Origin of the sequence: Aminobacter anthyllidis, assembly GCF_018555685.1 — a bacterium.
GTDB lineage: Bacteria > Pseudomonadota > Alphaproteobacteria > Rhizobiales > Rhizobiaceae > Aminobacter > Aminobacter anthyllidis.
The window spans coordinates 132,510-157,055 of the sequence record NZ_JAFLWW010000010.1 but is presented as its reverse complement, the minus strand read 5'-3'; the positions used below and the strand labels follow the sequence as shown (position 1 = coordinate 157,055).

Sequence of the window (24,546 nt, the reverse complement as noted above, 5' to 3'; positions counted from 1 at the left end):
CTCAGGCCGCTGCCGCCTGGGAGGATGCGCGGCGCTCGAGGAACATCGGACCGACACGGATGCCGCGCTTGCCATTGCCGTCGATGGCATCCAGCTCCAGGATCTCGTCTTCATAGAGCTTGCCATGCATGCGGAAGCGCCCTTCCTCGACTGGCTCGCACGTGTGGGTGCAGAAATACTCGATCAGGCACTTCAGCCCGCCATGGCTGTAGGTCAGGTAGGTGATGTTGAAATCCGGACCGTATTCGCCGAGATGCGGCTTGATCTCGTCGGGCACCGTCTCGTCGGCCGGCGCTTCGATGCGCGTCCAGCTTGCGTCCTTCCAGACCAGCTTGCCCGGCTCGGGGAAGGACAGGTTCATGTGGGCATATCCGGCGCCGCGCCCGTAGATGCGGCCGTCGATGACGAAATCCTTGCCGGCCACGGGGCGGATCTGCAGCGGCACGCCATCGCCCATCAGATAGAGCTTGCCGGCCTTGGCCTTGACCTCGACGACCTCCTTGGTGGCGTCATCGCGGTAGTAGCCGGGCAAGGTCTTGAACTGCTCGTCGGCAATGACCGGCGGGCGCTGTGTGCGCTCCAGCGCCTTGCCCATCTTGCGTTCTGAAAGCGCGATGCGCAGGCCGTCGATGCCCAGCCGCGAAGCGATCTGGTTGGCGAAATCGAGCGTCGCAAAGACCAGCACGCCGATGCCCGCGCCAGGCAGGAGCAGCATGTGCGAGGCATAGCCGTAGACAGCGCCGCCATGGCCGACCGACTCCCAGCCATCGACTTCGCCGGCGCCGAAGCACAGCCCGTAGCCGGCCATCGACTTGTCCAGGCTGTCGGGGCGCTTGCCGAAGGGCCTCCACATCTCGCGCAGCGAAGCCGGCGAGACGATCGAGTTGCCCTCGGCGTCGAAGCCGCCGCGCAGCAGGCACTGGACATAGCGTGCCATGTCGCCGGTGGTGGAGAAGATGTTGCCGGCCGGCGAGCCGCCGAGGCTGAACACCGGCGCCGGCGTGTCGCCGTCCAGCGTCCACATGTCGGCCGGCGCAAGGCGCTCGCGGATGCCTGATGCCATGCCGCAGGACGACTGGTTCATGCCGAGCGGCTTCATAATGTTTTCGGCGACATAGTCGGAATAGCTCTGGCCCGTCACCACCTCGATGACCCTGCCGACGACGGCGATGCCGGCATTGGAATAATGCATGATGCCGATGCTCGGGTCCTGCTTCAGCGTCGAGCTCGCCAGCTCGTTGACCGTATCCTCGAGCGGCGGACGGGTCGCGTCGAGATAATGGCCGCTCTTCGGCTCGCGCACGAGGCCGGCCGTATGTGTCAAAAGCTTGCGCAGGCTGATGACCGAGCCATTGGGCCCGCCCTCGGCGCCGGCGAACGGGTTGATCGGGTGGAAGCCGGGCAGGTAGGTCGAGACGTCAGCATCGAGGTCGACCAGCCCCTTTTCAGCCAGCTGCATCAGCGCCAGCGAGGTGAAGGTCTTGGTGATCGAGCCGATGCGGAAGCAGGTGTCTTCGCGCATGTCGAAGTGACGATCGTTACGCTGGATGTGGCCCTGGGCCAGCACGCCGTCGCGGTCGACGAGCGCATAGGAGATCGATGGGATCGCCTTGTCCTCGACCTCGTAGCGGATCAGGTCCTCGAACAGCTCGATCGAAGCGGCGGACAGGGAAGGCATGGCAAATGCTCCTAGATCTCAAAAAATGGGGGAGGTCTCAGTGGGAATGTCGGGGGTCGAGCATGTCGCGCAGCGCGTCTCCGACGAGATTCCACGACAAGACGAAGAGGAAGACGGCAGCACCCGGGAAGGCCAGCGTGTACCAGAACTGGAACGGGTTGCCGGGCTGGCCGACGATCCAGTTGCGCGAATAGGCGATGAACTGGCCCCAGTCGGCGTAGCCTTCCTCGGTACCGACGCCGAGGAAACTCAGGGCCGATGCCGACAGCACCATCGAGCCGGTCGCCATTGTCGCTAGCACCAGCACCGGGAACATCGCATTGGGCAGGATGTGCAGCACGATCAGCCGGAGGTCGCTGGCGCCATAGCTCCTGGCCGCGTGGATGTAGTCCATCTCGCGGATCCTCAGGATTTCGCTGCGCACGATGCGGGCGTAACTCATCCAGCCGAATGTCGTCAGCGCAATCGTGATCGGCCAGATGCCCTTGCCGAGCAGTGCCGTCAGCACCATCGCGGCGATCAGGAACGGCACCGCCATGAACACGTCGACGATGCGCATCAGCACTTCCTCGATCAGCCCGCCATAATAGGCCGCAACCGCCCCGATAATGGTGCCGACGAGCACCGAGATCGCAACGACGCCAAGGCCGATCTTGAAGGCCGTGCGGGTGCCCCAGACGACGCCGTAGAAGATGTCGTACTGGCCCTGCGTGGTGCCGAAGATCGCATCACGCGATGGCGGCATCGGCGTTGCCAAAAAGCCGGCGCGCGGCGTGTCGTAAGGCGACAGCTGGAAGCTCTGCGGCGGCGCCAGAAGCGGCGCGAAGATCGCGATCAGCACGAAAGCGAGCAGGATCAGGACACCCACAAGCGAGACCGGATTGCGCGCGAGGTAGCGAAGGGCCTTCATTGCGTCTTCACCCTCGGATCGAGCAGCGGATAGATCAGGTCGACGATCAGGTTCATCACCACGAGAACCACCGCGAAGTAGAGGCCGAAGCCCAGGACCGCCGGGAAATCGAGATTGGCCGCGGTCTTGGCGGCAAACTGGCCGAGACCGGCATAGTCGAAGATGGTTTCGGTGATGACGACGCCACCCATCATGACGGCCAGTTCCATGCCGGCGATGGTCGCCACTGGCAGCAGCGCGTTGCGGCGGGCGTGCTTGAGCTCCACCACGCGGCGCGGCAGGCCCTTGGCGCGGGCGGTGCGGACATAGTCCTGGCGCAGCGTCTCGAGCATCGAGGTGCGCATCACGCGGGTCATGCTGGCGACGTTGACATAAGTCAGGGTGATGACCGGTGCCGCGAGATGACGCAGCGAGTCGATGAAGACCGCCCAGTTGCCGTTGAGGATCGCATCGATGGTATTGGCACCGGTGTAGCGGACGAAATCGCCGGAGCTGACAATCGTCTGCGCCCACTGGCTGAGCCGGCCGGGCGGAAACCAGTCGAGCGCCGAATAGAAGATCAGCAGCATCAGCAGGCCGAAGACATAGACCGGGAACGACCAGCCGAGGATGGTGAAGATGCGGATGACATGGTCGGGCCAGCGGTTGAGGTAGATGCCCGCGCGGGAGCCCAGGAAAACCGCTAGCAGCAGGCATGGAATGAAGGCGAGAACGACGAGTTCCAGCGTCGCCGGAAACAGCGACATCAGCGCCGTCGAGACCGGCTGGCGGGCGGTCTCCGACCAGCCGAGATTGCCGGTCAGGATACCGCCGATCCAGCGCCCGTACTGGATGTAGAAAGGATCGTTCAGCCCGTACTGCTCGATCATCCTGCGGATGCTCTCCTGGCCACCCTTGAGGTAGTCAGGCGACGGCGCATAAGCCGCCAGGCGCTGCGTCGGCGAGAGCGACATCTGCAGCGCAAAGATCATCAGGGACAGAGCGAACAGGACGATGGGCAACATCATCAGTCGTCTGAGCGCGTAATTCAGCACGGGTCCACATGTTCCGATTTCAGGGGAAATGAAGCAATGGGCACGTCGGGCAAGCGTTGCCGCCCGACGTGCCTGAAACCAATCAGTCGTTGGCCTTGGTCACCGGGTAGAAGTCCCAGGCGCCGTAGAGGATCATGTTGTCGACATAGCCGTCGATGTTGCTGCGGGTGACGACGTAGCCGAAGTCCTCCCACAGGAACTGGGTGGTGGCGTAGTCGTACGACATCTCCTGCAGCTTGGCGTAGATCGGCTCGCGAACGGCCGGATCGTTCGAGGCCCAGGCCTCATCCAGCAGCGGCTTGAACTTCTCCGCCATCAGGTCGCGGTAGCCTTTCCCAGCCATGCCGCCGACAAGACCGGTGGGCGAGAGGTAGTAGCTTGCCGCACCCAGCGGGCCGCCCGGATCGGAATAGTCAGGACCCCAGCCCATGACAGTCAGCGGAGCTGCCGGCTTTTCGCGGTTGTTGAGCTTGTCCGAAACAGAGGCCCAGGGCAGCGCCTGGATCTGCATCTTGAACTTCGGATTGATGCGCGACAGGCCCATCTGCAGTGCCGACAGGGCTGCCGTCAGTTGCGGGTTGCCTTCAGTCACATAGGCGGTGAAGGTGAAGCCAACATCCCAAAGCTTGCCGCCGAACGCCTTCTTGAAGTGTTCCTCGGCCTTGGCGGGATCGTAGCTGTAGACAGGCGAATCCGGGCGATAGCCCATGATGCCGCGCACGGTCGGGCCGCGCGACTGGACAGTCTTGCCGAGCAGCACCTGGTTGATCAGCGCATCGTAATTCTGGGCATAGTTGAAGCCCTTGCGCACGTCGATATCGCCGAAGAAGTCTGGCGGAATACCGGCACCGTCCAGCTTGCCGCTGCCGATGGCCGGGTTGTCGTTGTCGTCGAGCGGCCAGGCGAAGAAGACGCCGCGCGAGAACACCTTCTGCAGGCCGTCGATGACCTTGACGCCCTCGGTCTTGCTCAGCTCGTCAATGAACTCGACCGGTGCCGCGACGAAGTCGGCGTCGCCGGACAGAAGCTGCAGACGCCGCGTCGTCCATTCCGGAACGGTCCGCATGACGACCCGCTCGAGCTTGGCCGGGCCCATGAAATAGTTATCGAAGCGCTTCAGCGTGATGCGGCGGTCGGTGCGGTCCCACTCCTCGAGCATGAACGGACCGGTGCCGTTTTCATCGGCAAACAGCGGGTTGGCGCCGAGTTCCGGGCGATAGTGCTTTTTCCAGTCGTCGCCCGAACCATCCCAGCCGCCGACCGAGGCGACCCATTCCTTGTCGAGGACCGAGGTGCCGAAGGGCAGCGCGATCACGCCGAGCGTGGCCGGGAACGACTTGGGCAGCTTGAGCGTGACATTGTCGCCGTCGACGACGATCTGCGATGCGAGCTGGTCATAAACCGCGCGCAGCGTCTCGGGGCTGGCCTCGTCGACCGACTTGACCTTGCCTTCTGTCTCCACCCACTTGGCGATGTCGGTGTACTTTCCGGCGGTGATCACCTCGGTGATCGCGTTCGACATCCATGACTGGCCCTGGAGAATGGCGCGCAGCAGCGAGTAGCGCACGTCGTCGGGCGTGATCTGGCCGTAGCCCGGCTCGATCGCAGCCTTCTGCGCATCCGTCAGCTTGTCGTAGTATTCCCAGGTGATCTTGCCGTCGGCGCCCTTGACGCCGACCTTGTGGGCGAAGACTCCCTTGCGGATCGGGAAGGTGTAGCTCACCGAACCGTCGTCGCCCTGCTTGATCAGGCCGTTTTCGAGCGACGGCACCTCGGTCGACAGCGACGGCACGAACTCGGAAATCTTGGAGCCGTTGAAGTTCAGCAGGCGGCTGTAGATGTTGAGCGCGCCATACGAACTCGGCGTGTTGGCGATGTAGGCGGGATCGAACGACTGGATGTCGTCGGTCCACATGAACACGAATGTGCCGGGGTTCTTTGTCTCGGCCATGGCCGGTGCAGCCGTCACGGCAAGCCCCATACCCATAGCCAACGCTAAGGCTAGTTTCATCATCGTTCCCTTCTGATGGCGGAGGAAGTTTTCTTCTTCTCGTTACGGAAAGGCTAGAAGAGCGCTTGCCGGTCTGTCCAATGTGTAGATAGGATGGACTATGCAAAACACGCATGAGGGCCGGCATGGAACTGCAATGGCTTGAAGATTTCCTGGAAATCGCGGCGACACGCAATTTCTCGACGGCGGCGACGGCGCGGAATATTTCGCAGCCGGCCTTCAGCCGACGCATCAAATCGCTGGAGAGCTGGATCGGCGCCGACCTGATCGACCGCAGCACCTATCCGGTACAGCTGACCCGGGCCGGCAACATGTTCTTACCCGGCTGCCAGAGGCTGGTGCGCGAGGCCTACCGCCTGCGCACGGACTGCAGAAACGTCGCCGGCGAAAGCTCGGCGATGCTGACCTTCACCTCGCTGCATACGCTGGCGATGTACTTCTTTCCGAAGTGGATCAGCTCGCCGCTGATCTCGCGCATGCCGTTGCGCACCAGCATGCACGCGGCGGATTTCCTCGAAAGCGTCGACCATCTGTGCTCCGGGCAGTGCGACTTCTGCATCACCTACGTCCACCCCGACGGCCCGCCGGTTCTGGAGGGTGGACCGTTCGAAACCCTGCTTATCGGCAAGGATAGGCTCATTCTGGTGTCTGGAACCGACGAGAACGGCAGGGCGCTGTTCGACCTCGACGTGCCGGAGAGCACCGAAATCCCCTACCTCGCCTATTCCTGGAGCGACGGCTACATCGGCAAGCTGGCGACGCTGATCCAGTCGCGCTGGCGCCGCCCGCTCAACCTCAGCACCGTCTACCAGTCGGCACTCGCCGACGGCTTGAAACACATGGCGGTCGCGGGCCGCGGCGTCGCCTGGCTGCCGCAGATCTGCGTCGCCGAGGCGATGAGGCAGGGTCAGCTCGTCCAGATCGGCGGTCAGCAGATGTCGCTGGAAATGGAGATCCGGATCTTCAGGCGGGCCGGGGCCGGCAGCCATGACAGCGACGCGCTGTGGCAGCATCTCAAGGATTGCGCCGAACTGCCCCAGTACAAGAGCACGTTCGAGGCCGCCCTGGACGCAGCCTGACGGCCAAGGGCGCTGCAAATTGCGCTTTGGCCACGATATGCGAAGACAGGCGAAGCAATGCGTGATGCGCATAGTTTTCGCACCAGCAATCGTGACACATTGATTTCGCTGGCTTTTACGCCGGGGCCAGAACAGGCCGCCTTCGTATCGAGGCGCCGACACCTCCATCGCACCGGCCGGCGGGCCCCATCCGGCCTATTGACAGAACCCGGCACCGTTGCGTTCGATGCCCCAACGCGACATGCCGTCGTTGAACCGGGTCCATGTGCCGATGATGCCTCCCAAGTCCGCGACACCAGAACTGCCCACGGATGTGATCCTTTCGGTGGAAGATCTCGAAGTCTCCTTCGCCGTCCGCTCCAGGCCCCCCGTGCGCGCCGTCCGCGGCATCTCCTTCACCATCTCGCGCGGCGAGACGGTGGCGCTTGTCGGTGAATCCGGATCCGGCAAATCGGTCACCGCGATGACCATCATGCGGCTGACCGAGTATGATGGCGCCGCCATATCAGGTGGCCGGGTGCTGATGCGCTTCAAGGACGGCAAGGTCGCCGACCTCGCCAAGCTGTCCGAAAAACGTGTCGAAGAACTCCGGGGATCGGAGATCTCGATCGTCTTCCAGGACCCGATGTCGAGCCTGAACCCGGTCTTCACCATCGGCGACCAGATCGCCGAGGCTGTGATCCATCATCAGGACAAGACGCCGGCGCAGGCGCGCCAGATCGCGCTCAACACGCTCAAGCTGGTCCGGGTTCCCGACGCCGAACGCCGGCTCGACCAGTACCCGCACCAGCTTTCCGGCGGCATGCGCCAGCGCGTGATGATCGCCATAGCACTTGCCTGCCGTCCGTCGCTGATGATCCTCGACGAGCCGACCACCGCCCTCGACGTGACGATCCAGGCGCAGATCCTCGATCTCGTTCGCGCGCTGCAGCAGGAGATCGGCATGTCGGTGCTGTTCATCACCCATGACATGGGCGTTGTCGCCGAAGTCGCCGACCGGGTCTGCGTCATGCTGAAGGGCGAGATCGTCGAGACCGGTTCCGTCTACGACGTTTTCGCCAATCCCAGGCATACCTATACCCGCGCCCTGATCTCGGCGGTGCCCCGCCTCGGCAGCATGGCCGACAAGGATGCACCGGAAAAATTCCCGTTGCTGGTGTTCGAGCCCGAGCGCCAGCTCGCCGAGGTCAGCAAATGAACGCATCCACCCCGCTTAAGGAAACCCGCCAGCCGCTCGTCGAAGTCCGCAACCTGGTGACGCGCTTCGACCTCAAGGCCGGCCTGTTCGGCCATGTCTCGGGCCGCGTCCATGCCGTCGAGAACGTCTCCTTCGACATCTTCCCGGGCGAAACACTGGCGCTTGTCGGCGAGTCCGGTTGCGGCAAATCCACTGTCGCCCGCTCGCTCATGCAGCTCGACAAGCCACGGTCCGGTTCGATCCGCTTCGACGGCATCGAACTGATCGGCGCGCCGCGCCAGATCGTGGCGCGGTTTCGCCGCCAGGCACAGATGGTCTTCCAGGATCCGTTCTCCTCGCTCAATCCACGCATGACAATCGAGCAATCGCTGATGGACCCGATGCGGGTGCACAAGGTCGGCTCGACCGAGACCATGCGCGCCCGCGCCGCCGAGCTCCTGGCCAAGGTCGAGCTGTCGCCCGAACATCTCGAACGCTATCCGCATGCGTTCTCAGGCGGCCAGCGCCAGCGCATCTGCATTGCCCGGGCGCTTGCGCTCAACCCGCGCCTGATCGTCGCCGACGAGGCTGTCGCCTCGCTCGACGTCACGATCCAGGCCCAGGTCATCAACCTTCTGATGGACTTGCAGCGCGACATGCAGATCGCGCTGTTGTTCATCAGCCACGACATGGCCGTCGTCGAACGCATCGCCCACCGAGTCGCGGTGATGTATCTCGGCGAGATCGTCGAGATCGGCGACCGCCGCTCGGTGTTCAACAACCCGCAGCATCCCTACACGCGCAAGCTTTTGTCGACGGTTCCCGTCGCCGACCCGACACGCCGGCCGGAGGGACGCCTGCCGATGTCGGACGAAATCCCGAGTGCCATGCGCGCGACCGATTTCGTGCCCGTCGAGCTGCCGATGCACCAGATTTCATCCACCCATTACGTGCGACAGGTGGCGGCGGGCTGACGACGGCCCTATCAACAGTTCCTCGTTTCAAATCAGAGCATTCCCAAAATGACCACTTCAAACCTGTCGTTGGCGGCCGCCACTGCGTCCGCCAGCACAACCCACGACATTGTCGCAACGCCTGCCCAGCTGAAGATCGAAGGCCTCAGGCGCCCGGCGGCGGCGGAGCGTCCGACGCCCTATGTCGAGGTCGACGAAACACGCCTTGTCCGCAACATGCAGGCGATGCAGGCCCGCGCCGATGCCGCCGGGCTTTTCATGTTCCCGCACGTCAAGACACACAAGAGCATCGACCTGGCCAAGCGGCAGCTGGCCCTTGGCGCCCGTGGCATCACCGCGTCCAAGCCGAGCGAAGCACTGGTCTTCGTCGAGGCCGGCATCCCGTCGATCATCGTTGCCTATCCGATCGTCAACGCCTCATCGCTCGACCGTCTGCTGCCGGCGGTAAAGGCGCATGGCACCGAGCTGCGCATGATCGCCGCGAGCGAGACAGGCGTCGACGCGGTCTCCGCCGCCGCCGTGCGCCACGGCATCGAAATCGGCGTCTTCCTCAAGGTCGATGTCGGCCTCGGCCGCGTCGGCTTGAAGCCGAACGATCCGGCGGCGATCGCCGTTTGCCAGAAGATCGTCGCGGCACCTGGCCTGCACTTTGCCGGCCTGCTGTCACATGCCGGCCATTCCTATGCCGCCGCCGATGCCGACAGCCTTGCCGCTGTCGCACGCAACGAGGCTGCTGCCTTGGCGGGCCTCGCCGCCACGCTGAAGAGCCTGGGCATCGCGGTGCCTTGCCTGTCGGTCGGCGCGACGCCGACCTGCCGCGGCGCCCCGCTTCAGGCGGTCGACTGCATCCGTCCCGGCAACTACGTCTTCCTCGACGGCACCGCCCTTCGCCTCGGCATCTGCAGCGCCGACGACCTGGCGCTGTCGGTCGTCGCCCGTGTCGTCGCCTCCAACGACACGCATTTCATCATCGATGCGGGATCCAAGACCATGAGCTCCGACCGCGGTGCGCATGGCATGGGCGGCAACGGCTTCGGTATCGTCATCGGCGCAGACGCAGGCAGCGACGCAGGCGTGTGGACGCTCGAGCGCATGTCGGAGGAGCACGGCTTCGTGCCGGTGGCGGGCCGCAGCTTGCCGCTCGGCAGCCGCGTCAGGGTCTTCCCCAACCACTCCTGCGCCACCATCGCCAATTTCGACAGTTTTGTCCTCCGCCGCGACGAAGGCGAAGCACTGGCTCTGCCGGTCAACGCCCGCAACTGCCAGACCTGAGCAGCTCGCTTCACGCGGGACCGAAATGGCCATGAGCCACAGGCGCGAAGCTTCGCCTGCGGCTCAGAAAACGAACGCTCCATGCAGGCACCGCCACCGCTTGGGACGCCGCCTGTTCCAATTGCAGCGCGGACTTGTTAGGCTTGCCTGATGAAGGCAATAGCTCTTGCTTCAACGGGGGCTGCCCTGTTCCTCGCCCTGGCCTCGGCGGCTGGCTGCGCATCCGGGACAGGTTCGCTTGGATCAATCGACCCACTGAAATACGACGCCCTCGACTGCGGCGAACTCGATGTCGCCATGGGCACCACGGCCGCGGGCATTTCACGCACAGCCATCAGCCGCGGCACCGTCGGCCAGTGGAACGTTCCGGCCTGGGCGCCAGTCGGCAACCGGGCCGTCGGCGCTATCCAGGACAGGCAGACGGCGAAGATCGACGGCTTGCGTCAGGAGCAAGCCGCCATCGACACCGCCAGAAAGCGCAAATGCCGCTGATGCCGGCTGTTCCGTCGTCGCGCCCCAGCCACGCATCGCGCCTCACTCCGTTTCGGCAGCGCCGCGTGTCCAGTAGGCCGAGGCAATCGTCTGGTCGCGCCCCAGCGCCAAGTCGCTGCGCCAGTGATCGCGGACGCGCTTTGCCGCGTCGGCTTCTGCCGCGAACCAGCCGAAGCTCGTTCCCTGCTCTGGCCATGCAACCGACATGACGGCATCCACAAGTGCCGTGCTTTCACCGCCGGGCGCGCCGTTTCGATACAGCCACTTCACCTCGATCCCGGTCAGATTTTCGATCGGTTGGCGTTCGCCCTCATCCGCAACCTCGATGAAGGCGATGCCGCGCGTCGTTGCCGGCAAGCTCTCGAGCATCCGCCCGACCGCCGGCAGGCCGGTTTCGTCGGCGCCCATGACGAACCAGTCAGCCGGCCTGAGCGGACGCCCGACCGGCCCCAGGATGCCGACCTTGTCACCCTTGCGCGCAGCCGAAGCCCAGTTGGAGCCGACATTTTCGCCTTCGTGGATCAGGAAATCGACGTCGAAATGCCCACCCGACACGTCTAGCCTTCGGATGGTATAGACCCGCGCTGGCGGGCGCCGCGCCTCATCAGGCCAGGACACCAGGCCATTGTTGCCGCGCACCGGCCACACCGGATCTGGCACGGCGAGCGTCGGAAACAGCATGCGGATGTGCAACCCGCCAAATGATGCGAAGCGTTCGAGATTGGCAGCCTTGAGCCGGACGCGTTTCATATGCGGCGTCAGGTCCATCGTCTCGACGACTGTCGCCTCGCGAAACTGTTCCAGCTCGCCTTGACCGGACAGGTCGCCCTGCCACACGATCTGCGGCCGGCTCTCGCTCGCATAGAACTCCACGGATGTCGCCATCAGGTCCTTGAGCCGAGCCAGGCCGTCGGGATGTGGCGACCTGGCACGCATGATCAGCGAACCCTTGGGCATCACAAGCGAGGCTTCGCCAAAGACGAAACGGAAATTGACCGCCCCGCCCTCGTCGCTCGAGCGCGCGTCGAAGCTTTCCATCCGGTCACGGATGTTTTGCAGTTGGTCGGGTGAAAGCTGCAATTGCAGTTCGGCGCGGGATTGAAGTTCGGTCATGGCAGTTCAAGTCCGGTTTGCATGAAGGAATTAGCCGCCGATGCGGCCGGTCAGGCCGATCTCGAAGGTCTGGCCCTTGTTGTGGCGAAGAGGTCGGCCAGGGTGACAGCGGGCTTCTTCAGCAGAGCCTCGGCATCGGTGCTTGCAGGCAGAACCTTCACCGGCTGCGCCAAAGCCGGCACGCTGCCAATGACCGCACATCCCGTGCCGGCAAAAAGGAAATTTCTGAACGTCGTCACTTCAAGCCCTCAAATCGTCCGCGCGACAGAATTGCTTGCTGAATGTGCAGGTGACGCACCGAGCTGGCTCGACGACAGGGCATCTGTACCCTGCGTCATGGACTTGAGTAATTAAACTTGATTATGCTAGTCAAGTTAAATCATTGCCGGAAACCTCGGATAGGACCAGTGCCGGCACATCAGCCGATGCGATCATCGGTCATGCCGGCGGCATCAATCCGATGCGCGAGGTCAACGGCTTCAAGGCCGCGTCGGAGGAAAAGCTCGTCGAAACGGCGCCCTACGTCATCCTGAGCGACGGCAATGGTGGGCCGACGCGGGAGCAGGTCTTTTCCATTTCCGCTTGGAGCGCCACGCCCGCCGCTGCCAACCGCGCGCTGGTCGTGCTCGACGGCGCCTACATGATCGGCTTCGGCCCACGCACGGCGGAAGCAGTGCGCGACCTGGCCGAGGCGCTTTACCCAGATGAGGTCGGCACGCCGGCCAACTGAACGGATATGGCCGATGCGGTCATGATTTGGATATGTCCAGGGGATTTGCAGACGGACAGCAAAGCGGCGTTTCCGCCAGGATTCGCTAACTTACTGACCTTGTGAAGAATTTGGTGGAGCCAAGCGGGATCGAACCGCTGACCTCCTGCATGCCATGCAGGCGCTCTCCCAGCTGAGCTATGGCCCCACACCGGCCTGGGCCGGGCGCCGTTTCCGGCGAAGGTCGGCGCGAATTTGTCGTCCGCGCCGCAGTTGTTGGCGGCTTCTAGCGCCGCATTCGACCCTTGGCAAGCCTTGATCGAAACCTTTTTTTCGGTTGCCCGAAAAGCCGTATCAGATCTCGTCGTCGTCGTCGCCGACGCCGATCATGTCGGAGACGTCGTCGTCTTCCTCTTCCTCGTCGGCGAGGAAGGTATCGTCATCGTCGTCGCCCAGATCGACATCGTCGTCGTCCAGATCCGGCAGGTCGTCGCCGGCCTTGGCCTCGTCGTCGGCATCCTCGAGGGACACGACTTCCGCGCCTTCCTCTTCGGCGTCGAGCTCCTTGGTCTCGACTTCCTCTTCTTCCTCGAGGATGGCGGCAATCTTGCCGTCGTCGAAGTAGGAACGCGGATAAGTCTTGCCCGTATAGGGCGAAACGATCGGGTCCTTGTTCAGGTCATAGAACTTTCGGCCCGTCTCCGGGTCGACGCGTTTTGTGCCAAGTTCGGATTTCGCCACGTCAGGCCTCGTCTTTCTCGATTTTGGTCCCCTTAGCCGCAGTTTGTGGCGCTGTCAAAGCCAAATCCCCCGGCAGGGGCAATGGGGGATGACCGTTACGACAATCGATGCTACGACACCGCCGCAATCATTGGGAAAGCCCCGTTTCGCGGGCATCCCGCACGAGGAACCACCATGTCGCATCAAGCTGTGCCACAGCCGGCCGTCGCCCGGAAGTCGAAATCTCTGTCTGGAACCGCCCGCGTGCCCGGCGACAAGTCGATTTCGCACCGCTCCTTCATGTTTGGCGGCCTCGCCTCGGGCGAAACCCGCATCACCGGCCTGCTCGAAGGCGAAGACGTGATGCGCACCGGCGACGCAATGAAGGCGATGGGCGCCCATATCGAAAAGCGCGGGCCAGAATGGATCATCAAGGGCACCGGCAACGGCGCGCTGCTGCAGGCAGAAGCGCCGCTCGACTTCGGCAATGCCGGCACCGGCTCGCGCCTGACCATGGGCCTCGTTGGCACCTATGACATGGAAACCACCTTCATCGGCGACGCCTCGCTGTCGGGCCGGCCGATGGGCCGTGTGCTCGATCCGCTGCGCCAGATGGGCGTGCAGGTATTGAACGCATCCCCCGGCGACCGTATGCCGCTGACGCTGCGCGGCCCGCGCCAGGCCGCCCCGATCAGCTACCGCGTGCCGATGGCCTCCGCCCAGGTCAAGTCGGCCGTGCTGCTCGCCGGCCTCAACACGCCGGGCATCACCACCGTCATCGAACCGGTAATGACCCGCGACCATACCGAAAAGATGCTCAAGGGTTTCGGCGCCAACATCGAGGTCCAGACCGACGAGCAGGGCGTGCGCCACATCTTCATCGAAGGCCAGGGCAAGCTCACCGGCCAGGTCATCGCCGTTCCTGGCGATCCGTCCTCGGCCGGCTTCCCGCTTGTTGCAGCTCTCATCGTGCCCGGCTCCGACATCACCATCGAAAACGTGCTGATGAACCCGACCCGTACCGGCCTGATCACCACGCTGATCGAAATGGGCGGTTCGATCGAGATACTCAACCGCCGCAATGCCGGCGGCGAGGATGTCGCCGACCTGCGCGTGCGCGGTTCCGAGCTCAAGGGCGTCAAGGTCCCGGCCGAACGCGCGCCGTCGATGATCGACGAATATCCGGTGCTCGCGGTCGCTGCCTGCTTCGCCGAGGGCGAAACGCTGATGCAGGGCCTGGAAGAGCTGCGCGTCAAGGAATCCGATCGTCTCGCTGCCGTCGCCCGCGGTCTCGAAGCCAATGGCGCCGACTGCACCGAAGGCGAAACCACGCTTTCGGTCCGTGGCACTCCTGGCGGCAAGGGCCTCGGCGGCGGCACCGTCAAGACCCATCTCGACCACCGCATCGCCATGAGCTTCCTGATCATGGGCCTGGCCTCCGAAAAGCCCGTCACCATCGACGACCAGGCAATGATCGCCACCAGCTTCCCGGAATTCATGGGCCTGATGGCCGACCTGGGCGCCGAGATCGAATAGCGCAAGGCGCTGTCTGCCCTTGAGTTCGCGTCCCAGTTGCCATAGCAATGTTGCCATTATGTTCCATTCTAAGAGCTAGGTGGGGCTATGAGCGACGACATTGAGGGACCGGTTCGCCTGGTCGAGGACGCGGAATCCGGCGACCGCTTTCTTGTCTACGACTCGGACAAGGGCCTTCGCCTCGACATTCGCTATGAAGGCGAAACGCTCTGGATGAGCCAGGCCCAGATCGCGCAGCTTTTTGGCAAGGACATATCGACTGTGTCGCGACACATCGCGAACGTGTTTGCGGAAGGGGAGTTGGACGAGCCCAGTTCTTTGCGGAAAACGCAAACAACTACCGGTAGGCCTGCCGTACTATACAGCCTCGATACGGTAATTTCCGTCGGCTACCGCGTCTCTTCGGCTCAGGCCACGGTCTTCCGGCGTTGGGCAACCGGGATTCTCGTCCAGTTTGCAAAAAAGGGCTTCGTTGTCGACGCTCCTCGCCTCAAGCAGCCGGAAGCCAGGGACCGAGTCGCCGAGCTTCGCGAGATCATTCGCGACATCCGGTCCGATGAGGCCAATGTCTATCGTGAACTGCGTGCGATTTGCGCCATGTGCCAGGATTACGATGGCACCACAGACACTGCCCGGGAGTTTTATCAGAGAACCCAAGCCAAGCTGGTATTTGCGGTAACGTCCAATACGCCAGCGGAGATTGTCGCCGCACGAGCCGACCACAATGCCATCAACATGGGTCTTACAGCATGGCAAGGCGACAACATCCGGAAGTCTGACGTAGCCGTCTCGAAGAACTATCTCGCTGATCCCGAGATCAAGGAGCTGAACCGGCTGACCACGATCCTGCTCGATATCTTCGAGGATCAGCTCGACCTCGGCCGCCTTGTCGTCATGCTGGACGCACAAAATCTGTTGGACAGGCAGCTTGCCAATCTGGGGCGAAACGTGCTGCGAACAGGCGGCTCGGTGAAAGCCGCAACGGCCAGGCAGTTCGCCGAAGCTGAATATGAACGATTTGACCAGATGCGGAAGTTGACACGCCAGGAAGAGGCGGACCGGGCCATCGCCGATCTGGTGAGGCAGTCGAAGGGCCTTCCGAAGACGCCCAAGCGCTAGGGGACACGGAGAATAGCATGACCAACAAAGTAGCGATGATCGTCGGTGGCGGCAGCGGCATGGGTGCTGCGGCGGCGCGAAAACTGGCAGCCGACGGCTATTCCGTCGCTGTCCTGTCCTCGTCGGGCAAGGGCGAGGCGCTGGCCAAGGAGCTTGGCGGGCTCGGCTTCACCGGCTCCAACCAGTCGAACGACGACCTCAAGCGCTTCGTCGACCTGACAATGGCAAAATGGGGCCGCATCGACGCGCTGGTCAACGGCGCCGGCCATGGCCCGCGCGCGCCGCTGCTCGAGATCACCGACGAGCAATGGCACACCGGCATCGACGTCTATTTCATGAACGTCGTGCGCGCGACGCGCCTCGTGGCACCCATCATGGTTGCCCAGAAGGGCGGCGCCATCGTCAACATCTCGACCGCATGGGTCGGCGAACCGGCGGCGATGTTCCCCACCTCGGCCGTGGCACGCGCCGGCCTCGCCGCCTATGTCAAGCTCTTCGCCGACCAGTACGCCCCGCACAATGTCCGCATGAACAACGTGCTGCCGGGCTGGATCGACAGCCTGCCGCAGACCGACGAGCGCCGCGACGGCGTGCCGATGCAGCGATACGGCACGTCCCAGGAGATCGCCGCGACCATCGCGTTCCTGGCCTCCGAGGGTGCTGCCTACATCACCGGCCAGAGCCTGAAGGTTGACGGCGGCCTGATGCGCGGCGTCTGACAAGGGACCAGCGCAAAGACATGCCTGTTTCCATCACCATCGCCATCGACGGCCCCGCTGGCGCCGGCAAGGGCACGCTCGCCCGCCGGCTCGCCGACTACTACCACCTCGCTTTGCTCGACACAGGGCTGACCTACCGTGCCGTCGCCCACATGCTGATCGAAAAAGGCTGGCCGCTCGACGATGTCGCCCATGCCATCGAGGCGGCAAAGCTTGTCGAGCTCAACCATCTCGACCGCAAGGTGCTGTCGGCGCATGCCGTCGGCGAGGCCGCATCCAAGGTGGCGGTGATCCCCGAGGTGCGGAAAATCCTGGTCGAAAAGCAGCGCCAGTTTGCGCGTTCGCCGCAAGGTGCCGTGCTCGACGGCCGCGACATCGGCACCGTGGTCTGCCCCGACGCCGACGTGAAGTTTTACGTCACGGCCAGTGCCGAGGTCCGCGCGCAGCGCCGGCTGGCCGAGATCGAGGCCAATGGCGGCAGCGCCGATTTCGCCGGTATCCTCGCCGATATCGTACGCCGCGACGAGCGCGACAGCGGCCGCGCCGACTCGCCTTTGCGGCCCGCCGACGACGCGCACTTGCTCGACACGTCAGAAATGGATATAGAAGCCGCGTTTTCCGCAGCCAGGGATATCGTCGATCGAGTCCTCGGAAGTTGAAGGCACGGCTGAAGCCTCGGGGTTTCGCCACTTAACCGACCTGTCCGCATTCTTCTTGCGCCGATTTGCCGCTTTGAGCGGCCAAGGGCTTTTTGCCCGGGATGTTGGCAGGCCAACGCAACGCTAACCCACGGCGCCGCTCCCGCTAGCCGGGACGCACCAGGAGATCCAATGTCACAAGCTAATCCATCCCGCGACGATTTCGCGAGCCTGCTCGAAGAGTCCTTCTCGGACGGTCATTCGGGCGAAGGCCAGGTCGTCAAGGGTATCGTCACGGCCATCGAAAAAGACATGGCCATCATCGACGTCGGCCTGAAGGTCGAAGGTCGCGTGCCGCTGAAGGAATTCGGCGCCAAGGCCAAGGACGGCCAGCTCAAGGTCGGCGACACCGTCGAGGTCTATGTCGAGCGCATCGAAAACGCGCTTGGCGAAGCCATGCTGTCGCGCGACAAGGCTCGCCGCGAAGAGAGCTGGGTCAAGCTCGAAGAGAAGTTCACCAAGGGTGAGCGCGTCGAAGGCGTCATCTTCAACCAGGTCAAGGGCGGCTTCACCGTCGATCTCGACGGCGCTGTTGCCTTCCTGCCGCGTTCGCAGGTCGACATCCGTCCGATCCGCGACGTCACCCCGCTCATGCACAACCCGCAGCCCTTCGAGATCCTCAAGATGGATCGCCGTCGCGGCAACATCGTCGTGTCGCGCCGCACCGTGCTTGAAGAGAGCCGTGCTGAGCAGCGTTCGGAAATCGTGCAGAACCTCGAAGAGGGCCAGGTTGTCGAAGGCGTGGTCAAGAACATCACCGACTACGGTGCGTTCGTTGACCTCGGCGGCATCGACGGCCTGCTGCACGTCACCGACATGGCTTGGCGCCGCGTCAACCATCCGACCGAAATCCTCAACATCGGTCAGACGGTCAAGGTGCAGATCATCCGCATCAACCAGGAAACCCACCGCATCTCGCTCGGCATGAAGCAGCTCGAGTCGGATCCGTGGTCGGACATCGGCACCAAGTTCCCGATCGGCAAGAAGATCACCGGCACCGTCACGAACATCACCGACTACGGTGCGTTCGTCGAGCTCGAGCCGGGCATCGAAGGCCTCATCCACGTTTCGGAAATGTCGTGGACCAAGAAGAACGTGCACCCCGGCAAGATCCTGTCGACCACCCAGCAGGTCGACGTGGTCGTGCTCGAAGTGGATCCGGCCAAGCGCCGCATCTCGCTCGGCCTCAAGCAGACGCTCGAGAATCCGTGGGAAGCTTTCGCCCGTAACCACCCGGTCGGCACCGAAGTCGAAGGCGAAGTCAAGAACAAGACCGAATTCGGCCTGTTCATCGGTCTCGACGGCGACGTCGACGGCATGGTGCACCTGTCCGACCTCGACTGGAACCGTCCGGGCGAGCAGGTCATCGAAGAGTACAACCGTGGCGACATGGTCAAGGCTCAGGTTCTCGACGTCGACATCGACAAGGAACGCATCTCGCTCGGCATCAAGCAGCTCGGCAAGGATGCGGTTGGCGAAGCTTCGACCACGGGTGAACTGCGCAAGAACGCCGTCGTCACCTGCGAAGTCACCGGCATCAAGGATGGTGGCCTCGAAGTCCGTCTCGTCGAGAGCGGCATCGAGACCTTCATCAAGCGTTCGGATCTGTCGCGTGACCGTGACGAGCAGCGCCCCGAGCGCTTCGTCGTCGGCCAGAAGGTAGACGCCCGCATCATCGCCTTCGACAAGAAGACCCGCAAGCTGCAGGTCTCGATCAAGGCGCTGGAAATCGCTGAAGAGAAGGAAGCAGTCGCTCAGTACGGCTCGACCGACTCCGGCGCTTCGCTCGGCGACATCCTGGGCGCAGCCCTGAAGAACCGCAACAACTGAGCCAACAGCTCATTGTCGTGAACTGAAGACCCCGCCGGAGCGATCCGGCGGGTTTTTTCTTTGGCGACTTGCACCAGCGGGCCCGAAGTGATGCCGGAATGCTTCACGGCACGTCCGAATGCTTCCAGGCCGGGCGGGATCGGCTTGTCCAAGGTTGCCGTGACAGGGAATTGCTGCTCATTAATCGCGGACCTGCTGCCCGCGTTCAGAGCCTGCCCATGCCCAGTTTGCGTTTTCTGACGTTTGTCCTTGTGTTGCTGGTGCTGTCAGGCTGCGGCGGCCGGGCCGTGCTCGGCCTCAATGACGGCAAGCAAGGCGAATCCGCCTCCGTCGTGCAGATCTACGTCTCGACGATGCGCGCCCGCTCGAACGACCTGTCGCTGCCCTATTCGGCGGAACGCGCCAAGCATCTCAACTTCGCCAAGTTCGAGATCGGCATCCCCAGGACGCATGTTGCCGGCGAGGTCGAAAGCACGAGCCGCACGCCGAGCCCGGAACGCAACTTCATCGCCCGCACCTTCCAGCCCTATGACGACAAGGCGCAATTCGTCGCCGCCCTCAATGCAGACCTGATGCGGCGCCCCGAGGCCGAGCGCGAAATCTTCATCTTCGTGCATGGCTACAACAACAACTTCGCCGACAGCATCTTCCGCAATGCCCAGATCGTCCATGACTACAAGGTCAAGGCGGTGGCGCTGCATTACGCCTGGCCGTCGGCCGGATCGCTGCCGCTTTACGTCTACGACCGCGACAGTGCCGCCTACAGCCGCGACGGCCTTGCCGACACCATCGAGATCGCCGCGCGCAGCCAGGCCAAGCGCATCGTGCTCGTCGGCCACTCGATGGGCAGCTATGTCGTGATGGAGGCGCTGCGCAGCCTGTCGCTGAGCGGCCGCGAAAAATACATCAGCCGCATCAGCGGCCTCGTGCTGGCGGCACCCGACATCGACATCGACGTGTTCCAGAGCCAGATGCGCGACATCGACAAGCTGCCCAACCCGTTCATGATCCTGGTGTCGAAGCGCGACAAGGCGCTGAACCTGTCGGGCGGGCTGACCGGCGGCCACCCGCGCGTCGGCTCCGGCGCCGATGTCGCCGCCCTGCAGGCGGAAAACATCACCGTGCTCGACACGTCCAATCTCGACGGCGGCAGCCATGGCGTCTTCGCCAGCTCACCGACGCTGATGGCCCTGACCACCCAGGGCGGATTGATGAACGACGTCACCGAAAGGGGCGAGGGCGCCCCGGCCGAGACGATCCTCGCCGACGGCGGCCAGGTCATCAAGGGCGCGGCCTCGCTGGTCATCTACCTGCCGGCCAAGCTGCTTGGCGTGCCCAATGGCGGCCTGCTGACGCAGTAGGCGCGGCGGGATCTGCCAATGGCGATCCCGTCACGGCCTGACGGCTGCCCTCACGCGCGTCCGTATATCTCAGCCACGGTTCCGCTGGTGACCAGATTGGCCGGCGAGGCAAGCTGCGCGATCGAAGCGGCTGCCGCTTCTAGGCTGACCCATTTCGAAAAATCCGCCTTGGGCATGTCGTTGCGGTTGGCCTTGGTGTCGAGTGTCGATGGCGCCACCGCGTTGACCAGGATGTCGGCGCCCTTCAGCTCTTCGGCGAGCGCCACGGTCAGCGCCGCGACCGCCGCCTTGCTCGCCGCATAGGCGGCCATGCCGCCGCCCTTGCGCGGCTCGATGCCGGCGCGGGCCGAGACGTTGACGATGCGGCCGCCGGCCTTGCCAGCAATCATTCCGCGCGCCGCCGCGCGGCAGCACAGGAAAGCAGTCTTGGCGTTGATGTCCATCATCTGGCCGAACTGGCCGGGATCGACCTTGTCGATCGACCCCATGTCGAAGCCACCGGCCGAATGGATCGAGGCCCACAGGCCGGGAATGGCATCGTAGAAGGCGTCGACGGCCTTGGCGTCGGTTAGGTCGACGCCGGTGGCGATATGCACCCGGTCTTGCCCTGAGAATTCGAAACCTTCCGGCGCCGTCGTCCGGCTGATCGGCAAATGGCAGATCGCGCCCTCGCCAAGCAGGTGCCTTGCAACTGCCGCGCCCAGCGCACCGGTTGCGCCTGACACAACGACGTGCCGGCCCTCGAAACTCTTCGTCATGCACAACTCCCCGACTGGCCGCGACGCGCGGCCTATTTGACGGTGAGTTCTATCAGACAGGGTTTTCCCGTCGAGCGCGCTTTCTTCAATGCGTCGCCAAGCGCGCCAACATCCTGCAGGCGCTCCGTCGCGAGCCCATAGGCCTGTGCGATCAGCACGAAATCAGGCGGCACCGGAGACACGCCGACGGGTTCGACGCCAGCGTCGAGCATCGAGGTCTCGATCTCGCGATAGCCGCGGTTGTTCCAGACAACGAAGATGACTGGCGCCCGCGCGTCGAGCGCCGCGCCAAGTTCGGGCAGGGTGAACTGGAATCCGCCATCGCCGCTGAGGCAAACCACGGGCGCATCCGGTACGGCCAAGGCAGCACCAATCGCAGCCGGCGGCCCAAAGCCGAGCGCGCCGTAGCCGGTCGCCGCATTGAACCAGCCGCCGGGGCGATCGTGGTCATAGTAGAGATTGGCGGCATAGACCGGCTGGGTGGAATCGCCGACGATGATCGCCCCCGGCAGCGCGTCGCGGATCGCTTCCACCGCCCTCACCTGAGCCTGCATCGCCTCGCCGATCTCCGCCCAGGCGCGCTCCCGCGTCGCCCTGGCCCGCGTCGCGCCTCCCGGCGAGCCACGCCCGTCGCCCACCGCCGCTGCCAACCGCGCAAGGGCCGCGCCTGCATCCGAGCGGATCGATACGGTGGCGGGCCGCCGCGCCAGCTGTGCGTCATCGATGTCGATACGGATGAGCGTCGGCGGGACCACCAGGCCGCCGTCGCCATACATGTCGTAGTCGGTCGGCCCGAACTCGGTGCCCGCGGCGATGACCAGATCGGCGTCGGCCATCAGCGCCCTGACCGCCTTGAGGCTCGGGCTTGCCGGCACGTTGAGCGGGTGGCGATACATCAGCCCGCGACCGTTGGCGGTGGTCACCACGGGTGCATCGAGCGCTTCGGCCAGCGCCTTGAGTTGCGCTTCCGCACGCTTAGCGCCGCCGCCGGCCAGGATCAGCGGACGGCGCGACGCGGCGACTAAGGCTGATGCCTCGGCAATTACCGCCTCATCCACCAGATCTGGCACGGCGCGCCTTGCCGATGCCTTGAGGCCGTCGGCTGGCAGCGGCATGACGTCGAGCGGGATTTCGATATGCACTGGCCCCGGCCGCCGGCTGGCGAAGATCTCGAAGGCCTCCGAGATGGCTCCGGGCAGTTCGGCTGCTTCCGTCACCCGCCGCGACGACAGCGCCACCTTCTGCATCATGCCCAGCTGGTCAGGCAGTTCGTGCAGGTAGCCAAGCCCCTTGCCGAGCGTGGCGCGGGCGTTGACGCCCGAAATCACCAGCATCGGCACGGAATCGGCGCGCGCCTGGGCCATTGCCGTGATGGTGTTGGTCAGCCCCGGCCCGGTGATGACGAAGGCCACGCCCGGCCGGCCCGAGGCGCGGGCGTAGCCGTCGGCCATGAAGCCGGCACCCTGTTCGTGGCGCGGCGTCACATGCCTGATCTTCGAGCGCGCCAGCCCACGATAGAGCTCGATCGTGTGCACGCCGGGAATGCCGAACACCGTGTCGACGCCATAGGCTTCCAGCAGGTCGATGAGCGCTTCGCCGATCGTCGTCATGCCACGTCTCCTTGCCGCAATCTCAAACCCAGCATCGCCTCGACCGAGCCGATGCCGATCTCGGCCAGCTCGCCTTTTGCAAACATGTCGCCGGCGAGGCAGCCTTCGACCCACAGCCCGTCGATGATCGCGTTGATGGCGATGGCGTGCCGGCGCAACTCGCCCGCGCTCGCCTGTCGGCCGGCGTCGGCCAGCACTTCGGCGACAAGCGTCTCGACCTCGTCACGGAAGCCGAGATAGCCGGCCCGGTGCGCCACGCCCAGTGCCGGATCGGATCCCGCCCGGCCGATGAAGCTCGCCCAGATGGAAAAGGTCCTGACGTCGATGACGGGCGGTACCAGGCTCGCTTCAACGAAGGCGGCGAGCCGGAGCCTCGGCTGTTCTTCGACGGTCGCAAGCGCTGTCTTGGCGAGTTCGGTCATGCGCCCCATGATCGTCGCATAAGCTGCTTGCAGCAGCTCTTCCTTGCCTGGGAAATAGTGCCGGATCAGCCCGGCGGTGACACCGGCGCGCAGCGCGATGGCTCTGACGGTCGCGCCCTGCAGCCCGTTTTCGGCGACGCAATCCAGCGTCGCCTCGATCAGGTCCTGCCGCCGGCGCTCCTCGCCTTCGCGGCGGAATTTTCTCCGCGCAGCGACTGCCATGCCCACCTTCGCATCTTGAGAAAAAACGCCGAAGCCGGCTCTTAGCAATATTTATACACTTGCATAACAACGTCGCAAGTGCCGTAATGGGCGCATAAGAGCGGGACTTGGTGCCGTTGACGCCGCGAGGCAGATGGGTCCATCCTCACCGCCCAGGGGAACATCGCGACGCGACCATGAGCAGCCGATTGCCAGCTGACGGGAAAACGTTCAAACACCGAGGCCGTCGCTGATGGCTGCGGTCGATGCAGCCCATCACCCTGCCCCGACCGACGGCGTCGCCGCCGAAGCCATCCATGTCGAGAACCTGCACAAGAAGTTCGGCCAGCTGCATGTGCTGAAGGGCGTGTCGCTGTCGGCGCGCGACGGCGAGGTGGTGGCGATCATCGGCGGCTCGGGCTCGGGCAAGTCGACGCTCCTGCGCTGCATCAACTGCCTGGAAAACCCGACCAGCGGCATCATCCGCGTCAATGGCGAGCAGATCCGCCTCAAGCCCAATGGCTTTGGCGACAGCATTCCCGCCGACCGCCGCCAGATCGAGCGCATCCGCTCGCGCCTCGGCATGGTGTTCCAGAGCTTCAACCTGTGGAGCCACATGACGCTGCTGGAAAACGTCATCGAGGTGCCGGTGCATGTGCTGGGCATCAAGCGCGCGGCCGCCATCGTCGAAGCCGAGAAGCTTCTGGCCCGCGTCGGCCTCGCCGAAAAGCGCGACGTCTATCCCGCCTATCTCTCCGGCGGCCAGCAGCAACGCGCGGCGATCGCGCGCGCTCTCGCCGTCCAGCCGCGCGTCATGCTGTTCGACGAGCCGACCTCGGCGCTTGACCCCGAGCTTGTCGGCGAGGTGCTCAAGGTCATCGGCGACCTCGCCCGCGAGGGCCGCACCATGGTGCTGGTGACGCATGAGATGAAGTTCGCCCGCGAGGTGGCGACGCATGTGATCTATCTCTGGAACGGCGTGGTCGAGGAGGAAGGCCCGCCCGAACAGATATTCGGCGCGCCGAAGTCGGAACGCCTCAAGCAATTCATCCGCAGCATCGGCTAGCGCAATCCGAAAACAACATCAGCGGACGAAGTCACGGGAACGACAAGACAACGAAAA

At 64.1% G+C, this 24,546-nt stretch carries 21 protein-coding genes, 1 tRNA gene and 1 pseudogene; 13 read left to right on the top strand and 10 right to left on the bottom strand.

Annotated elements, in window-relative coordinates; genetic code table 11:
* Position 1 precedes the first annotated feature (1 nt).
* From J1C56_RS26980 to J1C56_RS26965, 4 genes are all read right to left on the bottom strand, one after another.
* Positions 2 to 1,678, bottom strand: coding sequence for a serine hydrolase domain-containing protein (locus J1C56_RS26980; protein ID WP_214393079.1), 1,677 nt, complete (start codon positions 1,676 to 1,678; stop codon positions 2 to 4).
* Between the two features lie 37 nt (positions 1,679 to 1,715).
* Positions 1,716 to 2,588, bottom strand: coding sequence for an ABC transporter permease (locus tag J1C56_RS26975; RefSeq protein WP_214393078.1), 873 nt, complete (start codon positions 2,586 to 2,588; stop codon positions 1,716 to 1,718).
* Complete coding sequence (locus tag J1C56_RS26970) at positions 2,585 to 3,595, bottom strand: ABC transporter permease (RefSeq protein WP_246591988.1); 1,011 nt, start codon at positions 3,593 to 3,595, stop codon at positions 2,585 to 2,587. The genes J1C56_RS26975 and J1C56_RS26970 overlap by 4 nt, the downstream gene beginning before the upstream one ends.
* A gap of 109 nt (positions 3,596 to 3,704) precedes the next feature.
* The gene (locus J1C56_RS26965; RefSeq protein WP_338001511.1) at positions 3,705 to 5,591 is read right to left on the bottom strand and encodes an ABC transporter substrate-binding protein; all 1,887 of its coding nucleotides are present in this window, start codon (positions 5,589 to 5,591) and stop codon (positions 3,705 to 3,707) included.
* A gap of 167 nt (positions 5,592 to 5,758) precedes the next feature.
* Here J1C56_RS26965 and J1C56_RS26960 point away from each other — a divergent pair, with 167 nt between their 5' ends.
* The 4 genes and pseudogenes from J1C56_RS26960 to J1C56_RS26940 all read left to right on the top strand — a co-directional run bounded on the left by J1C56_RS26960 (position 5,759) and on the right by J1C56_RS26940 (position 10,627).
* Positions 5,759 to 6,712 carry a LysR family transcriptional regulator gene (locus J1C56_RS26960; RefSeq protein WP_214393077.1) on the top strand — a complete coding sequence of 318 codons (954 nt, stop codon included), beginning with the start codon at positions 5,759 to 5,761 and terminating at the stop codon, positions 6,710 to 6,712.
* Positions 6,713 to 6,986: 274 nt separating this feature from the next.
* Positions 6,987 to 8,863 (top strand): annotated as a pseudogene (locus tag J1C56_RS33745) (ABC transporter ATP-binding protein).
* Positions 8,864 to 8,911: 48 nt separating this feature from the next.
* On the top strand, positions 8,912 to 10,135 hold the full coding sequence (locus tag J1C56_RS26945; protein WP_214393075.1) for an alanine racemase: 1,224 nt from the start codon (positions 8,912 to 8,914) through the stop codon (positions 10,133 to 10,135).
* 150 nt (positions 10,136 to 10,285) lie between these two features.
* A complete protein-coding gene (locus tag J1C56_RS26940) occupies positions 10,286 to 10,627 on the top strand; it encodes a hypothetical protein (RefSeq protein WP_214393074.1) in 342 nt (113 codons plus the stop codon).
* 42 nt (positions 10,628 to 10,669) lie between these two features.
* Here the strand turns inward: J1C56_RS26940 and J1C56_RS26935 are convergent, their stop codons facing one another.
* A complete protein-coding gene (locus J1C56_RS26935; RefSeq protein WP_214393073.1) occupies positions 10,670 to 11,740 on the bottom strand; it encodes a siderophore-interacting protein in 1,071 nt (356 codons plus the stop codon).
* A 21-nt stretch (positions 11,741 to 11,761) separates the two neighbouring features.
* Here J1C56_RS26935 and J1C56_RS26930 point away from each other — a divergent pair, with 21 nt between their 5' ends.
* Entirely contained in the window at positions 11,762 to 12,094 is a 333-nt protein-coding gene (locus J1C56_RS26930; RefSeq protein WP_214393072.1) for a hypothetical protein, read from the top strand.
* A 28-nt stretch (positions 12,095 to 12,122) separates the two neighbouring features.
* Complete coding sequence (locus J1C56_RS26925; RefSeq protein WP_246591987.1) at positions 12,123 to 12,470, top strand: hypothetical protein; 348 nt, start codon at positions 12,123 to 12,125, stop codon at positions 12,468 to 12,470.
* 111 nt (positions 12,471 to 12,581) lie between these two features.
* On the opposite strand, the gene J1C56_RS26920 is transcribed toward J1C56_RS26925, so the two are convergent.
* Positions 12,582 to 12,657 (bottom strand) — tRNA-Ala (locus J1C56_RS26920).
* A 146-nt stretch (positions 12,658 to 12,803) separates the two neighbouring features.
* Positions 12,804 to 13,190 carry a TIGR02300 family protein gene (locus J1C56_RS26915; protein WP_214393071.1) on the bottom strand — a complete coding sequence of 129 codons (387 nt, stop codon included), beginning with the start codon at positions 13,188 to 13,190 and terminating at the stop codon, positions 12,804 to 12,806.
* A gap of 174 nt (positions 13,191 to 13,364) precedes the next feature.
* Between J1C56_RS26915 and aroA the strand changes: the two genes are divergently transcribed.
* From aroA to J1C56_RS26885, 6 genes are all read left to right on the top strand, one after another.
* Complete coding sequence (aroA, locus tag J1C56_RS26910) at positions 13,365 to 14,705, top strand: 3-phosphoshikimate 1-carboxyvinyltransferase (protein WP_214393070.1); 1,341 nt, start codon at positions 13,365 to 13,367, stop codon at positions 14,703 to 14,705.
* Positions 14,706 to 14,792: 87 nt separating this feature from the next.
* Complete coding sequence (gene rhuM, locus J1C56_RS26905) at positions 14,793 to 15,824, top strand: RhuM family protein (RefSeq protein ID WP_214393069.1); 1,032 nt, start codon at positions 14,793 to 14,795, stop codon at positions 15,822 to 15,824.
* A gap of 17 nt (positions 15,825 to 15,841) precedes the next feature.
* A complete protein-coding gene (locus J1C56_RS26900) occupies positions 15,842 to 16,543 on the top strand; it encodes an SDR family oxidoreductase (RefSeq protein WP_214393068.1) in 702 nt (233 codons plus the stop codon).
* A 20-nt stretch (positions 16,544 to 16,563) separates the two neighbouring features.
* A complete protein-coding gene (gene cmk, locus J1C56_RS26895) occupies positions 16,564 to 17,202 on the top strand; it encodes a (d)CMP kinase (protein WP_214393067.1) in 639 nt (212 codons plus the stop codon).
* Positions 17,203 to 17,373: 171 nt separating this feature from the next.
* Complete coding sequence (gene rpsA / locus J1C56_RS26890; protein WP_214393066.1) at positions 17,374 to 19,071, top strand: 30S ribosomal protein S1; 1,698 nt, start codon at positions 17,374 to 17,376, stop codon at positions 19,069 to 19,071.
* 218 nt (positions 19,072 to 19,289) lie between these two features.
* Positions 19,290 to 20,432 (top strand): alpha/beta hydrolase, encoded by a 1,143-nt coding sequence (locus tag J1C56_RS26885; protein ID WP_214393065.1) that lies wholly within the window; start codon positions 19,290 to 19,292, stop codon positions 20,430 to 20,432.
* A 50-nt stretch (positions 20,433 to 20,482) separates the two neighbouring features.
* On the opposite strand, the gene J1C56_RS26880 is transcribed toward J1C56_RS26885, so the two are convergent.
* The 3 genes from J1C56_RS26880 to J1C56_RS26870 are packed head-to-tail and all read right to left on the bottom strand — an operon-like array spanning position 20,483 to position 23,444.
* On the bottom strand, positions 20,483 to 21,190 hold the full coding sequence (locus J1C56_RS26880) for an SDR family NAD(P)-dependent oxidoreductase (RefSeq protein WP_214393064.1): 708 nt from the start codon (positions 21,188 to 21,190) through the stop codon (positions 20,483 to 20,485).
* A 32-nt stretch (positions 21,191 to 21,222) separates the two neighbouring features.
* Positions 21,223 to 22,800: a 5-guanidino-2-oxopentanoate decarboxylase gene (locus tag J1C56_RS26875; protein WP_214393063.1), complete on the bottom strand. Its 1,578-nt coding sequence runs from the start codon at positions 22,798 to 22,800 to the stop codon at positions 21,223 to 21,225.
* Entirely contained in the window at positions 22,797 to 23,444 is a 648-nt protein-coding gene (locus J1C56_RS26870; RefSeq protein WP_214393062.1) for a TetR family transcriptional regulator C-terminal domain-containing protein, read from the bottom strand. Before J1C56_RS26870 ends, J1C56_RS26875 begins: the two co-directional genes overlap by 4 nt.
* 232 nt (positions 23,445 to 23,676) lie before the next feature.
* On the opposite strand from J1C56_RS26870, the gene J1C56_RS26865 reads away from it, so the two are divergent.
* The gene (locus tag J1C56_RS26865; RefSeq protein ID WP_214393061.1) at positions 23,677 to 24,489 is read left to right on the top strand and encodes an ABC transporter ATP-binding protein; all 813 of its coding nucleotides are present in this window, start codon (positions 23,677 to 23,679) and stop codon (positions 24,487 to 24,489) included.
* Positions 24,490 to 24,546 lie beyond the last annotated feature (57 nt).